The sequence below is a fragment of the Serratia sarumanii genome (genome assembly GCF_029962605.1).
GTDB classification, from domain to species: Bacteria; Pseudomonadota; Gammaproteobacteria; order Enterobacterales; family Enterobacteriaceae; genus Serratia; species Serratia sarumanii.
The window spans coordinates 913,504-926,366 of record NZ_CP124750.1; the positions used below are offsets into that span (position 1 = coordinate 913,504).

Annotated in this window: 13 protein-coding genes, 1 tRNA gene and 1 pseudogene; 12 read left to right on the plus strand and 3 right to left on the minus strand. The window is 51.5% G+C overall.

Annotated elements, in window-relative coordinates; genetic code table 11:
• Positions 1 to 88: 88 nt before the first annotated feature.
• From frsA to SSARUM_RS04260, 6 genes are all read left to right on the plus strand, one after another.
• Positions 89 to 1,336 carry an esterase FrsA gene (gene frsA, locus SSARUM_RS04235; protein ID WP_060431304.1) on the plus strand — a complete coding sequence of 416 codons (1,248 nt, stop codon included), beginning with the start codon at positions 89 to 91 and terminating at the stop codon, positions 1,334 to 1,336.
• Between the two features lie 60 nt (positions 1,337 to 1,396).
• The gene (gene crl, locus SSARUM_RS04240) at positions 1,397 to 1,798 is read left to right on the plus strand and encodes a sigma factor-binding protein Crl (RefSeq protein WP_004930258.1); all 402 of its coding nucleotides are present in this window, start codon (positions 1,397 to 1,399) and stop codon (positions 1,796 to 1,798) included.
• 116 nt (positions 1,799 to 1,914) lie between these two features.
• Positions 1,915 to 3,018, plus strand: a complete 1,104-nt coding sequence (proB, locus tag SSARUM_RS04245) for a glutamate 5-kinase (protein WP_033637217.1) — start codon at positions 1,915 to 1,917, stop codon at positions 3,016 to 3,018.
• Positions 3,019 to 3,027: 9 nt separating this feature from the next.
• Positions 3,028 to 4,281, plus strand: a complete 1,254-nt coding sequence (gene proA, locus SSARUM_RS04250; protein WP_015376739.1) for a glutamate-5-semialdehyde dehydrogenase — start codon at positions 3,028 to 3,030, stop codon at positions 4,279 to 4,281.
• A 180-nt stretch (positions 4,282 to 4,461) separates the two neighbouring features.
• Positions 4,462 to 4,537, plus strand: a tRNA-Thr gene (locus SSARUM_RS04255).
• A gap of 164 nt (positions 4,538 to 4,701) precedes the next feature.
• Complete coding sequence (locus tag SSARUM_RS04260; RefSeq protein WP_060431307.1) at positions 4,702 to 5,874, plus strand: tyrosine-type recombinase/integrase; 1,173 nt, start codon at positions 4,702 to 4,704, stop codon at positions 5,872 to 5,874.
• Positions 5,875 to 6,004: 130 nt separating this feature from the next.
• Here the strand turns inward: SSARUM_RS04260 and SSARUM_RS04265 are convergent, their stop codons facing one another.
• From SSARUM_RS04265 to SSARUM_RS04275, 3 genes are all read right to left on the minus strand, one after another.
• Positions 6,005 to 9,109 (minus strand): P-loop NTPase, encoded by a 3,105-nt coding sequence (locus tag SSARUM_RS04265; protein WP_072264975.1) that lies wholly within the window; start codon positions 9,107 to 9,109, stop codon positions 6,005 to 6,007.
• Between the two features lie 588 nt (positions 9,110 to 9,697).
• Entirely contained in the window at positions 9,698 to 9,952 is a 255-nt protein-coding gene (locus SSARUM_RS04270; protein WP_015376189.1) for an ogr/Delta-like zinc finger family protein, read from the minus strand.
• A complete protein-coding gene (locus SSARUM_RS04275; RefSeq protein WP_060441724.1) occupies positions 9,949 to 10,674 on the minus strand; it encodes a hypothetical protein in 726 nt (241 codons plus the stop codon). The genes SSARUM_RS04270 and SSARUM_RS04275 overlap by 4 nt, the downstream gene beginning before the upstream one ends.
• 532 nt (positions 10,675 to 11,206) lie before the next feature.
• Between SSARUM_RS04275 and SSARUM_RS04280 the strand changes: the two genes are divergently transcribed.
• The 6 genes and pseudogenes from SSARUM_RS04280 to SSARUM_RS04300 all read left to right on the plus strand — a co-directional run bounded on the left by SSARUM_RS04280 (position 11,207) and on the right by SSARUM_RS04300 (position 12,855).
• Positions 11,207 to 11,470: a helix-turn-helix transcriptional regulator gene (locus tag SSARUM_RS04280; RefSeq protein ID WP_060429588.1), complete on the plus strand. Its 264-nt coding sequence runs from the start codon at positions 11,207 to 11,209 to the stop codon at positions 11,468 to 11,470.
• The gene (locus SSARUM_RS04285) at positions 11,467 to 11,712 is read left to right on the plus strand and encodes a hypothetical protein (protein ID WP_016929809.1); all 246 of its coding nucleotides are present in this window, start codon (positions 11,467 to 11,469) and stop codon (positions 11,710 to 11,712) included. The genes SSARUM_RS04280 and SSARUM_RS04285 overlap by 4 nt, the downstream gene beginning before the upstream one ends.
• A 5-nt stretch (positions 11,713 to 11,717) precedes the next feature.
• Positions 11,718 to 12,044, plus strand: a pseudogene (locus tag SSARUM_RS24625) (ash family protein); the annotation flags it as partial.
• Between the two features lie 27 nt (positions 12,045 to 12,071).
• Positions 12,072 to 12,263: a host cell division inhibitor Icd-like protein gene (locus SSARUM_RS24630; RefSeq protein ID WP_060429590.1), complete on the plus strand. Its 192-nt coding sequence runs from the start codon at positions 12,072 to 12,074 to the stop codon at positions 12,261 to 12,263.
• Positions 12,260 to 12,523, plus strand: coding sequence for a hypothetical protein (locus SSARUM_RS04295; RefSeq protein WP_016928972.1), 264 nt, complete (start codon positions 12,260 to 12,262; stop codon positions 12,521 to 12,523). Before SSARUM_RS24630 ends, SSARUM_RS04295 begins: the two co-directional genes overlap by 4 nt.
• Positions 12,520 to 12,855, plus strand: coding sequence for a DUF5375 family protein (locus SSARUM_RS04300; protein WP_060431685.1), 336 nt, complete (start codon positions 12,520 to 12,522; stop codon positions 12,853 to 12,855). The genes SSARUM_RS04295 and SSARUM_RS04300 overlap by 4 nt, the downstream gene beginning before the upstream one ends.
• The last annotated feature ends 8 nt before the right edge of the window (positions 12,856 to 12,863 follow it).

The window sequence follows — 12,863 nt, forward strand, 5'->3', positions numbered from 1 at the left end:
GGTTTCTCCCGCCAGAGTTAGGTACACTACCTCCAGTTAAGTAGGCCTTTTGCGGCCTATCGCCAGATTTACGGAGGCTGTTGTTACCATGGCACAGGCCAACCTTTCTGAAATTCTTTTCAAGCCCAAATTCAAACACCCTGAAACCTCGACGCTGGTGCTGCGCGCGCGCAACAATGTGAGCGCCGCCATGCATTCCGCATTGGAAGGTGACACCACCGGCAGCTGGTACCGCATGCTGAATCCGCTGCTGTGGGCCTGGCGTGGCGTCAGCCCGATCGAAATCCACGAAGTGCTGGCGCGCATCGCCGCCTCGGACGCCGAACGCAGCAATCCGCAGCGGCTGGATACCGTGGTGGGCTACCGCAACGGCAACTGGATCTACGAGTGGATCCATCAGGGCATGCAGTGGCAGCAGCGGGCGACGGAGCAGCAGGATCCGCTGCTCGGCGGCCAATACTGGCTGAAGGCCGCGAGCCTGTACAGCATCGCCGGTTACCCGCACCTGAAGGGCGACGAGCTGGCCGAACAGGCAGAGATGCTCGCCAACCGCGCGTACGAAGAGGCGGCGCTGCTGCTGCCGTACCAACTGAAAGAGCTGGAGTTCCGCATCGAAGGCGGCGCCAGCGTCACCGGCTTCCTGCACATGCCGGAGAAGGGCGAAGCGCCGTTCCCGACGGTGCTGATGTGCGGCAGCCTCGATACGCTGCAGACCGACTATCATCGCCTGTTCCGCGACTACCTGGCGCCGCACGGCATCGCCATGCTGACGCTCGACATGCCGTCGATCGGCTCCTCCTGCAAATTGAAGCTGACGCAGGATTCCAGCTACCTTCACCAGCAGGTGCTGATCCAGCTGGCCTCGGTGCCGTGGGTGGATCATCAGCGGGTGAGTGCCTTCGGCTTCCGCTTCGGCGCCAACGTGGCGGTGCGGCTGGCCTACCTGGAGCCGCAGCGGCTGCGCGGCGTAGCCTGCCTGGGGCCGGTGGTGCATCGCCTGCTGTGCGACAGCAGCACCCAGCTGAACGTACCGGACATGTATATGGACGTGCTGGCCAGCCGCATGGGCATGGCCAACGCCTCCGACAACGTGCTGAAGGTGGAGCTGAACAGCTACTCGCTGAAAATGCAGGGGCTGCTGGGGCGCCGCTGCCCGACGCCGATGATCTCCGGCTACTGGGAGCGCGATACGCTCAGCCCGAAAGAGGAGTCGCAGCTGATTGTCACCTCCTCGGTGAGCGGCAAGCTGGTCGCCATCCCGCGCACCCCGGTTTACGACAGTTTCCACCGGGCGTTGCTGCAAATGTCCGGCTGGCTGAAGGACAAAATGCGTTAATTAGTTGCTAAATTTTAACAGTTTGTTAAAAAGAGTGGTCTACATTGAGGAGGTTAGAGAATGACGTTACCGAGTGGTCACCCTAAAAGCCGACTAATGAAACGTTTTGCCAGCTTGGGGCCGTACCTGCGTGAAGGGCAATGTGAAAACGACCGTTTTTTCTTTGATTGTTTGGCTGTCTGCGTCAATGTAAAGCCCGCTCCGGAGAAGCGCGAGTTCTGGGGCTGGTGGATGGAGCTGCAGGCGGAAGAGGCGCGCTTCACCTATTCGTACCAATTCGGCCTGTTCGACAAAGAAGGCGACTGGACGGCGCAAAACATTAAGGATGATGAAGTGAACGCCAAGCTGGAAGACACCCTGCGCGACTTCCATCGCCGCCTGGGCGAGCTGCTGGCGACCATGGAACTGGGGCTGGAACCCGCCGACGATTTCAAAGAAAAACTGATCAAACTCTCCGCCTGACCCCGTTTGACCACGTATTGTGCTGATTTCGCGTTGTGCCTGTTGGCATAACGCGTCTCTCCTGTTACAAAGACCTTTGCACTCTTCTTCTCATCATTACACACGGCAGAAATACTATGAACGGCAGCCAGACATTGGTTGTGAAATTGGGCACCAGCGTGTTGACCGGCGGATCGCTGCGTCTGAACCGCGCCCACATCGTCGAATTGGTGCGCCAGTGCGCGCAGCAACACGCCGCGGGCCACCGCATCGTCATCGTCACCTCCGGCGCCATCGCCGCCGGGCGCGAACACCTGGGCTACCCCGAGCTGCCCGCTACTATCGCTTCCAAGCAGCTGCTGGCGGCGGTGGGGCAGAGCCGGCTGATCCAGCTGTGGGAACAGCTGTTCTCCATTTACGGCATCCACGTCGGGCAGATGCTGCTGACGCGCGCCGATCTGGAAGACCGCGAGCGCTTCCTCAACGCGCGCGATACCATGACGGCGCTGCTGGACAACCGCATCGTGCCGGTAATCAATGAGAACGACGCCGTCGCCACCGCCGAAATCAAGGTGGGCGACAACGATAACCTGTCGGCGCTGGCGGCCATTCTGGCCGGGGCCGACAAACTGCTGCTGCTGACCGATCAGCAGGGCCTCTACACCGCCGATCCGCGCAACAACCCGCAGGCCGAACTGATCCGTGAAGTGCACGGCATCGACGACGCGCTGCGCGCCATCGCCGGCGACAGCGTCTCCGGCCTGGGCACCGGCGGCATGGGCACCAAGCTGCAGGCGGCCGACGTGGCCTGCCGCGCCGGCATCGACGTGGTGATCGCCGCGGGCAGCAAACCGGGCGTGGTGGCGGACGTGATCGAAGGCAAACCGGTGGGCACCCGTTTCCACGCGCTGGAAACCCCGCTGGAAAACCGCAAGCGCTGGATCTTTGGCGCGCCGCCGGCCGGCGAGATCACCGTCGACGATGGCGCGGTGGAAGCGATGATGGCACGCGGCAGTTCGCTGCTGCCGAAGGGCATCCGCGACGTGAAGGGTGACTTCTCGCGCGGCGAAGTGATCCGCATCCGCAACCTGGCGGGGCGCGATCTGGCGCACGGCGTCAGCCGCTACAACAGCGACGCGATGCGCATGATCGCCGGGCACCACTCGCAGGAAATCAGCGAAATCCTCGGTTATGAATACGGTCCGGTGGCAGTGCACCGCGACGATATGATTGTCAGTTAAGGAGTGAGCATGCTGGAGCAGATGGGAAAGGCCGCCAAGCAGGCCTCCTGGCAGCTGGCGGTGCTGAGCACGGCGAAGAAGAATCAGGTGCTGTCGGTGATGGCCGACAGGCTGGAGGCCAACAGCGAAGCGATCCTGCTGGCGAACGAACAAGATATGGCGCAGGCGCGCGCCACCGGCATGAGCGAAGCGCTGCTCGATCGCCTGCTGCTGACCCCGGCGCGGCTGGCGGCGATCGCCAACGACGTGCGCCAGGTGTGCCGCCTGAACGACCCGGTCGGCCACGTGCTGGACGGCAACCTGCTGGACAGCGGGCTGAAGCTGGAGCGCCGCCGGGTGCCGCTCGGCGTGATCGGCGTGATTTACGAGGCGCGGCCCAACGTCACCATCGACGTCGCCAGCCTGTGCCTGAAAACCGGCAACGCGGTGATCCTGCGCGGCGGTAAAGAGACGCATAACACCAACCAGGCGACGGTGAAAGTGATCCAGCAGGCGCTGGAACAGTGCGGCCTGCCGGCGGCGGCGGTACAGGCGATCGACAGCCCGGATCGCGCGCTGGTGAACGAGCTGCTACGCCTGGATCGCTATGTCGACATGCTGATCCCGCGCGGCGGCGCCGGCCTGCACAAGCTGTGCCGCGAGCAATCGACCATCCCGGTGATCACCGGCGGCATCGGCGTGTGCCACACCTACGTGGATGCCGACGTCGATTTCGACAAGGCGCTAACGGTCATTGAAAACGCCAAGATCCAGCGCCCGAGCGCCTGTAACTCGCTGGAAACGCTGCTGGTGAACCGCAGCATCGCCGCCGAGTTCCTGCCGGCGCTGAGCGCCAAAATGGCGGCGGCGGGCGTGACGCTGCACGCGGCGGAAAACGCGCTGCCGCTGCTGCAGGGCGGCCCGGCGACGGTGGTGCCGGTGAACGCGGAGGATTACGACGACGAATGGCTGTCGCTGGATCTGAACGTGTTGCTGGTGGACGATATCGATCAGGCCATCGACCACATCCGCACCCACGGCACCAATCACTCCGACGCGATCCTCACCCGCTCGCTGAGCAGCGCCGAGCACTTCGTGCGCGCGGTGGACTCTTCGGCGGTGTACGTCAACGCCAGCACCCGCTTCACCGACGGCGGCCAGTTCGGCCTGGGCGCGGAAGTGGCGGTGAGCACCCAGAAACTGCACGCCCGCGGCCCGATGGGCCTGGACGCGCTGACCACCTACAAGTGGATTGGCTACGGCGACGATCTGGTGCGCAGCTAAGGCCGGATTGCGGTCATAAAGACGTCAGGGCGTAGCGTGCTGCGCCCTGAGTGTTTTTGGGGGCACGGCAGTATCACTGCTTGCAAAACAACCAAACGCCCCGGCGGCTATTGACTCATTTCGCGCGCAGGTCTACCTTGTTCAACGCACTTCCGGCTTGCCCCGCAGGCCCGGCGCGATGCCGATATAGCTCAGTTGGTAGAGCAGCGCATTCGTAATGCGAAGGTCGTAGGTTCGACTCCTATTATCGGCACCATTCTCTCTTCCTGTAATGTCCGTATCCATCCATAAACAGACTGTTTTATAAAGATATTTGTGATTTTTCAATCCGTATTAGTCCGTAATGTTCCAGTGGAATCCGGTATCTAATATGTATAGGATTGTGTATATGTTCCTGTTCGGTCTTGGATTTCTATACACATGCCTTTAAACGATATGCAGATTCGCCGCGCTAAGCCTGAAGCTAAAGCCTATACACTTGGAGATGGGCAAGGGCTGTCATTGCTTATAGAACCTAATGGAAGTAAGAGCTGGCGGTTCCGCTATCGCTATGCCGGTAAACCAAAAATGATCTCGCTTGGCGTCTACCCAACGATCACATTAGCAGATGCTCGTTCTCGCCGTGATGAAGCTCGAAAACTTGTGGCAGAAGGAAAGAATCCTAGTGAGGTTCGAAAAGAGCAAAAGCTAGCTCTGCAAACAGAGTCAGAGAACGCTTTCGAAAAGATAGCCAGAGAGTGGCACCAGCTTAAGTCTACAAAATGGTCGTCGGGATATGCCTCGGATATCATCGAAGCGTTTCAGAACGATATTTTCCCTTATATGGGGGCGAGACCAGTAGGCGAAATTAAACCGTTAGAGCTGTTAAATGTGCTTCGTAAAATAGAGAAACGTGGTGCTTTAGAGAAAATGCGCAAAGTGCGGCAGCGCTGCTCGGAAGTTTTTCGCTATGCCATTGCTACGGGGAGAGCTGAGTTTAATCCTGCGGCAGAACTCTCAAGCGCCCTCGAAGTACATCAATCTAATCACTTCCCGTTCCTAAAGGCTGATGAGATACCTGATTTCCTTCGCGCCTTAAACAGTTACACCGGAAGTCGGCTTGTTTTGATTGCCACTAAATTACTCATGATTACGGGTGTTAGAACCATCGAATTACGTGCGGCCTTATGGTCTGAATTTGATCTGGATAACGCTATTTGGGAAATTCCCGCTGAAAGGATGAAAATGCGTAGGTCACATCTTGTGCCATTGTCTACTCAGGCGTTAGATTTACTCAATGAACTCAAGATCATGACAGGGAACTATCGTTATGTTTTTCCGGGGCGGAATGATCCGAGCAAGCCTATGAGTGAGGCGAGTATTAATCAAGTTATCAAGCGTATTGGTTATGGTGGAAAACTTACTGGCCATGGATTTCGACATTCCTTATCTACTATCCTCCATGAAAAAGGATATGATTCGGCTTGGATAGAAATACAGCTTGCTCATATAGATAAGAATAATATTAGAGGTGCGTATAATCATGCCCAATATATTGATAAGCGCCGGGCTATGATGCAGTGGTATTCAAATTACGCTTTAATGAATGGATGATTGTGAAAATATATACTATGCAATACAAGCAATCAAAGGTGACTTTGGTTATATTGGAGATAATAAAAATTAATCAGTAAAAAATGGGCTAATGGATTTAATCGCATTAGCCCCGTCTATATTAAATTCGCTAAGAAGGGATGATATTACATGCTACGGGGCCTGCATAATTGAAACCTATATTAAATTTCAACCTGTCGCCTGCCTTCAATGCCTCCCAAAGATCGTTTTGTACCTCAGAGCGAGGGAAAAAAATATCCTTTCCACTTCCATCGACTGTCACAAACCCAAATCCACTATTAACCCCTTTCAAACTCCCTCTGAAAATAGTTGCACAAACTTGTCCACCTATATAATCTCTGATTTTAAACCGATCATCTTTTGATATTCTAGCGGTGCGGAGATAATCGAAAATATCAGCAGATAAAGAAGTATCTTTGATATCATTTGACTCATATGCGAAACGTGCAAACCAGAATTGCGCTTGAAAATTCTGGTCGTTTGGAGTAAACGCCCTTCTATAATAATAAATTAACGAAGCTCTTTTCGAGGGATCCATTATTCTGAGAAGCTCAGCATATTGGTAATTCAATCGGTGATCGCTTCTTCTTCTTTCTAAAGCCTGCGTAAGTACCTTTGAGGCTTCGTTAAAATCACCTTTATCAATATAAATTTTTGAGAGTCGTATTGCGATAAAAGGATCCCTGGAGTTATCATTAAAAGCAGAAATAAGTGAACTTAAAATTCTTCCATCATCATTCATAATCCCAGCAAACCTAGCCTCTAAGTTAGAAAGCATTGTTTCGTCTGGATATTTTTGCTTACTAATAGTAATTTCTTCCTCAATCCTTCGAATAAGATCATCTATAACTTTACCAGAAACATTGTCATCCTTCATATTATCTTCAAAGTTATCGATAGACAACTCTAAAAGAGTTGTAGAAATATATGGGCTTCCACCCCAACGTCTTTGTGCTTCCTGTAATAAATGACGAGCCTCTCCACGAAACTTTATCCGGTCGTAGGCTTCATTGCTATTATTGGCTTTGTCTCGCCATACAGTAGCCATTGTATGAATTATGCTACTATCATAAGGTGCTTTTTCCTTAGCACTTTCTAGCAATTCGATCGCAAGTGATAAATTCCCATTTGGCCGTATTCTTTCAAAGTTTGCCATTTGTTGCAGCAAATACGGGTCTTCTCCGATAGTTTTCAAAGCCTTTTGATAAATACCATTTACGTCTTGATAGTCAGGAAAAATCTCATGGAGTGATTTTGCGCGCATAAACTGTCTGAATGAAATCCGATCAGATTCAAACGCAATATTTATTTTATCTAATATTTGGGTATATTCATTATATTTTTCTAAAGTACTACCGAATGCACGATTAAATACAATTTCTGCTATTTCGGCGTGTCGAGCTCTGTAATGGTAATCATCATTCCCTTCAGAATCCCATAAAACTATCTTTTCTAATGGAGTAAAGAATTGTTGTTTGAAATCTGAAAAGTTAATGCCAAAAATCCTTGCGATTAGACCGGCTCTAACTGGGACACGTAATCTGTTTAACGTACAAATTGTACGATAGATTGTTCTAGCCTGAATAGGATATATAGATTCATATTCATTAAAGATAATATCTTCAAATGGCTCACCCATAGTTGCTTCATGTAAAGCAACTAATAACTGCCGTTCTGAATTAACAATAAATTCTTGTATGCGCTCAGCTTTAGTTTTATTTATAAGATTAGGGCCCAAGCAATCATGAATCTCAAGCTTTTCTACTAAACTAGCTACCTCGAACTCACTCAGGTTACGCAATGAATACACTTCAGTAATTGATTCCTTAAGTAAATCGCAACGTTGGCTCCATTCATTATATCTTTCTGCAGTTATGATTGTTATTTTTAATTCGGATTTTACAGCGCTATTAATAAGCGCAGCCATTTTGTTTGCGTGCAATGACGCGTCATCCCAAAAGATAAATATCCTTTCATTAGTTTTTTCTATTATTTCTTTAATAATTTCGACGGTTAAATTATCTCCGTTGTTGACCCAAAGCGCGCATCCGAAATCCATAACTCTCATTTCCCAAGCAACTTGCCTGAGGAAAACCGTTTTCCCTGAACCTGCTTCGCCCTTAAGTAAAATTAACTCTGTAATATCACTTCTCTCAGTTTCAGGCTTTAATATTATTTCTTCTAAGAAACGATCTAACAACGTTCTTTTAATGGCTAATTCTGCACTTTGTGCATACCAACCTAAATCTGACCCTTTGTAAAATTCCTTAGGGTTGAAATGTTCTACATTCATGTCAGAATGTATATATTGTATACTGTCAGTAAGTATCCTGTTTAGCTCTTCTGATGGGGGGGCATTAGTTACAAATATTTTTTGAATCGCATTATTCGATATTGGAGTAATAAGATAGTTAAATCTTTCAGATAAAGGAATTAAATCATTCACTTTCCTTAAAAAATCTTCAAATGTAAAATCTAAAGCATTTATTTTTTTTGAAGCCCACAAATTAATTTCTGGATCCTTAATGCCTGGTTTTAATAGATAATGTCTCTGCCCCTGAGGAACATTGTTATTAACCATTGATATAATATGTCTTATATTGGCATCTTGTAAACTATGACCTATAAATACAATGCTATACTCTATTGCTAATTCATATAAATATTTAAATAGTAAATTTCTATTATTTTCATATTCATTAAATTGTTCCACCGTTAAAATAAGTGGCAAATCGGGGTCTCTAGTTCTGGTAATGCATCCATGCAGCTTTACAAAATTCAGTATATCAGTAGTTTTCTCACCCTCTTGAAATCCATCATTATTAGATAAATGAATAGAGAGTGTTTGATTGGTTTTTTTTGTTTCGTAACAAAACTCTATCATTCGATCATAATTGGTGGAGAAAATTGCTTTCCATTGAAAATCTGGGATGATTTTATGGAAATCATTAACCTCAAGATCTTCAAATATTTCTCGTATAAACTCCTGAACATCAATGATACCATGCTCTGAAATTGCGAGGTCTGCAATTTGAGTTAGTGACTCATATTTATAATCACCATTAAGAAACCGATCAGATATTAGATTTCCTAAATCATTCCCTTTGGGGACATCAAACTTTTTTAATTTTGCGCCAATCAAAGCTCCAGAGCCTAGAAATAGTACAACTCTTCCTCTTTTTATTTTATCAATTAGTGTCTGCGGTACGCTCATACTAAATCCTCTTCATACAATGATGTCACAATAGAAGTGTTTATTTATATAAGTAATATCACAATGGGATGCAGGTCAACTACTTTGATTATGTTTCTGAACATAAGGCATATTTTTTATTGTGATATTAATTTATTTTTAATAACTTTTTGATATATAAATGTTTTGCAATGTATGCCTTGTACAATATGTTTAAAAACTCATTTTTCTTACGCCATGTATAAAACAAAAAGCCTGAAGGCAATAAAACTGATTTCACTGCTCCATTGACTTAACACTTGATGTCTGATGCGAGGTTATTAATATAGAAAATTTGAATTTAATTCTATTCATGTCATGCGCGCAATACTTCCCCCGCCTCGCCTGCGCACTTCATGTGTCGCTTTTCATGCAGTTGCATGAACGGCCGCAGGCCGCGCCAGTACTGGTGCGGCAGGGGATGAAAAGTGCATTTTCTTGCATGCAAAATCATGCACCCTATGCATGCACGCGCAATTTGAGGCTGGCTAGCCAGGAAAAAGGCTGTTTTGGGCGAGGTGAAAAGGGAATGCCCCGCGATGCTGTCGAGAGCTGCGGGGCGGAGTGTGATTAGTGCAGGGTAGGGTTGCTGTTGTAGCGGCGATAGCGGTTCAACGTCCGTTTCTCGGGCGGTGGCAGGGCGTTCTCATCGACCGGTTGCGCCTGTATCGGCTGGCACAGGATTTTATCGACGCTTTCCACCGTCTTGAATGTGCAAGAACAGGTCAGGCTCTGACATTGGTAATACGCCTCTTTCGTCCGCTCCGTGATATAGCGACTGGTGCGGGTATAGGACGCATGGGTGCACAGCGGGCAGCGCATCATGATTGGGCCCCTTTCTCTTGCAGCAGACGGCGTTTTTCCGCCAGTTCTCTTGCCACTTGCGTCCGGCGAATTGGGCTGCTTTGCAGTTCCGGCAATACGCCGGTTTCTTGCGGTATCGTCAGGCCAATCTCATTCAGCACCGGGTGGTCGATATTTTGCGTAGCCATGGTAGCGCGAATGCGGCCTTGTAGCGTGCCCAGTACCTGTAGCTCAATCATTTTCATCGGATTGTCCGCATAGACGCCGTAAGCCCGTGAAGCCAGTGCGCAAGCCTTGATAACCTCGGGGCTGATAAGCGCCTTGCTCAGCGCATCCACGGCCTGATGCATCGCGTGAGCAGCAAAGGTCGTGAGGGCGTCTTTGTGCGCGCTCACCACCTTCGGGGCCGTGCCGCCGCAGCTGAGGTGAAGCTGCATTTTGTCCAGCTCCATCTCCTCAATCAGGCCGTCGAACTCTTTCGCTAGCTCCCGCTTGGAAATCCGACTGTGGTGCTGCGCTTGCAGTTCCGGCGTCATTTCTCCGCGCAGTTTGCGAAACAGGGTGCGCCACTGGCTTTCTGCCTCCTGGCTCTGCACTTCGGTGTCTTTCTTCTGTTGGTGGCAGCGGGCAATGCCTGTCACGACGTCGGTCAACGCTTGATAGTTTTTGTCGTGGGCGGCGCGAGCGTCACGCAGGGCTTGCAGTTTATCGGTGATGTATTTCGGTAAGGCGGTGCTGCTCATGGTCGTGTCTCCGGTGTCAGTCAATGTGAAGCTATTCTGCTGACCGCCGTACAACATCGCCATTCATCCCGGTTGGACTGTCCCCAGGACAACAGCCTTGAGCACTGATGAGAAAACCATCAAGCCATTTTTAGTTTTACCTAAAACTATTCACTACTGTTCACCTAAATAAAAAATATTGATAAATCAGTAGATAAGAGGGTGAACAGTTTCCTATAAACTCTTCACTCAGTGTTCACTACTGTTCACCCGGCCCAAAACGACCTTTTCCCTGGCTAGCGGTGTTTGGCGGTTTCTCCCTATTAATCAACCGTCCATCCATCGCTCAGGCTTTTCGGCTGGTTTGCCAACAACGGTCAATAAAGGCCAATATAGGCCAATATGTCCACTTGATTGAAAAGTAAGCATAAAATCTGTTTCACCACACAACAACACCTTGTTGCCACCCCGATAAATATTCACATAATAGGGCGCTACCGAAGTTCACACAGTCCCGGCCAGCGTTGGCCGGACATCAAGAGGTAGCGTTTTTATGTTGACCGTTTCCACCCCCACCCCATCCACTCTGTCGCCGGTGCTTCCTGGCGGTTACACCCCGCGCGAGCGCTTTATTCGCCTGCCGGAAGTGCTCTACACCACCGGCCTGTCCCGCTCCACCGTGTACGAGATGATGAGCCGTAAGCAGTTCCCGGCCCAGGTCTCCCTCGGCGGTAAAAACGTCGCCTGGCTGGCCTCCGAGGTCGAGCAGTGGATGGATGAACGTATCGCCAACCGTCACCAGGGGGCCGCCGTATGATGCAGCTAACCTTGGGTCGCCAGCATTTCACCCTCGATGAGCGCGACGCGCTGTTTGTGGCGGAAGCTATCCTGTTGCAGCGTAAAGAGCCTGGCGTCGTCTTGCCGGAGCACCGCAGCGAAAAACACGGCGTTATTCGTCTGGCGAGTCGCCAGGCCGAGCCGCGCCTGTTCCGTGCCGGGCCGGTGCCGCTGACCTGCGCGGCGGCCGATACCCGCAACGATCAGCTTACCGACTGTTGATCACTATGCGATCGATTAAACGTCCGGGGGCGTCTTACGGCTTGCCCCCACGTCCGGCCCTGCGCTATAGTCCTCCCGCTGCCGCAAAATCGGCAGCCGGGCGTGAGAACCCGAGTTTAATCTTGGCGACAAATGAACACGCGCCACGCGTGTTTTTTTATGTCACAGCCTTAGTGCGCTCATTTTTTGCGCGGTGCATGTTATGCTACCGCAGCAGTCAATCAATGGTGGCTCAGGCGGGGCAGCCTTTGTGCTGGCCGGTTTCCAAGGTTGCCGGTTTCTCACCCCCGTCTGGGCTACCACCCTTGCGTGAGAACTTCGGTGGTAGCGGTAATTCGCTAACCTTGGAGGCTGCCGCTATGGCTACGACCCTCACCCCGACTCACCCGACATACTGCTTTTTGTTTGCGGCCGTGCGCCGTGCTGCGCTGACGGCTTCACCGCGTATGGTGCGCACCGTGGCGGATAGCGAACGCAATGCCCGCCGCGTGCTGGCCCGTGATTACGTGTTGTCCTTTGCCGGTCGTCTGGCGGTTAAGGCGGTGGCATGAACACCCTGGCCGACCGCTACTACCGCGATACCCATTACCCTATCCCGCATGCCGATTTTCTGCGTCTTCAGCATGCGCACGCCACCGGCGTGCTGTTCCTTGACCTGCTGGACACCCTCGACCTCGGCGGGCAGCGCCCCGATGCCGTGCAACAGGCGTCGTTTGCCTCGGTCATTGCCTTGCTGACCGACCAGCTCGGCCACGTCGTCAACACCTGTGAAACCCAAATCCTTGCCCGCATGGAGGCCACCGCCGCATGAATACCTCATCCTGTTTACCGATTGAAGTCCGTACCGCCGTTTTCCGCCGCGCCGTGGCGCAGGCCTATCTGGATACCTGCGCCTTTTACCGGGTGAGCCTCGGATACACGCTGGACGAGCTGCAGATGACGATTGCCCTGCGTCTGGAGGGGCACTTTGTGCATCAGTACGGCCCGGAGGATGGCATGGACATGGCGTGCACCATGCTGAGCGACATGGTGCAGCCGGACGTTCTGGTGGCCGCGCCGCGCCTGACTGCGCTGGGGCAAAAGATGATGGACGAACTGTGCTGCGAGCGCCTGTCGGCGGCACAGAACGCCACCGTACACTGAGGAGAAGA

Excerpts from the sequence above, each read along its gene's own strand:
- frsA (WP_060431304.1), top strand. The coding sequence starts at position 89 with ATGGCACAGGCCAACCTTTCTGAAATTCTTTTCAAGCCCAAATTCAAA.
- crl (WP_004930258.1), top strand. The coding sequence starts at position 1,397 with ATGACGTTACCGAGTGGTCACCCTAAAAGCCGACTAATGAAACGTTTT.
- proB (WP_033637217.1), top strand. The coding sequence starts at position 1,915 with ATGAACGGCAGCCAGACATTGGTTGTGAAATTGGGCACCAGCGTGTTG.
- proA (WP_015376739.1), top strand. The coding sequence starts at position 3,028 with ATGCTGGAGCAGATGGGAAAGGCCGCCAAGCAGGCCTCCTGGCAGCTG.
- SSARUM_RS04260 (WP_060431307.1), top strand. The coding sequence starts at position 4,702 with ATGCCTTTAAACGATATGCAGATTCGCCGCGCTAAGCCTGAAGCTAAA.
- SSARUM_RS04265 (WP_072264975.1), bottom strand. The coding sequence starts at position 9,109 with ATGAGCGTACCGCAGACACTAATTGATAAAATAAAAAGAGGAAGAGTT.
- SSARUM_RS04270 (WP_015376189.1), bottom strand. The coding sequence starts at position 9,952 with ATGATGCGCTGCCCGCTGTGCACCCATGCGTCCTATACCCGCACCAGT.
- SSARUM_RS04275 (WP_060441724.1), bottom strand. The coding sequence starts at position 10,674 with ATGAGCAGCACCGCCTTACCGAAATACATCACCGATAAACTGCAAGCC.
- SSARUM_RS04280 (WP_060429588.1), top strand. The coding sequence starts at position 11,207 with ATGTTGACCGTTTCCACCCCCACCCCATCCACTCTGTCGCCGGTGCTT.
- SSARUM_RS04285 (WP_016929809.1), top strand. The coding sequence starts at position 11,467 with ATGATGCAGCTAACCTTGGGTCGCCAGCATTTCACCCTCGATGAGCGC.
- SSARUM_RS24630 (WP_060429590.1), top strand. The coding sequence starts at position 12,072 with ATGGCTACGACCCTCACCCCGACTCACCCGACATACTGCTTTTTGTTT.
- SSARUM_RS04295 (WP_016928972.1), top strand. The coding sequence starts at position 12,260 with ATGAACACCCTGGCCGACCGCTACTACCGCGATACCCATTACCCTATC.
- SSARUM_RS04300 (WP_060431685.1), top strand. The coding sequence starts at position 12,520 with ATGAATACCTCATCCTGTTTACCGATTGAAGTCCGTACCGCCGTTTTC.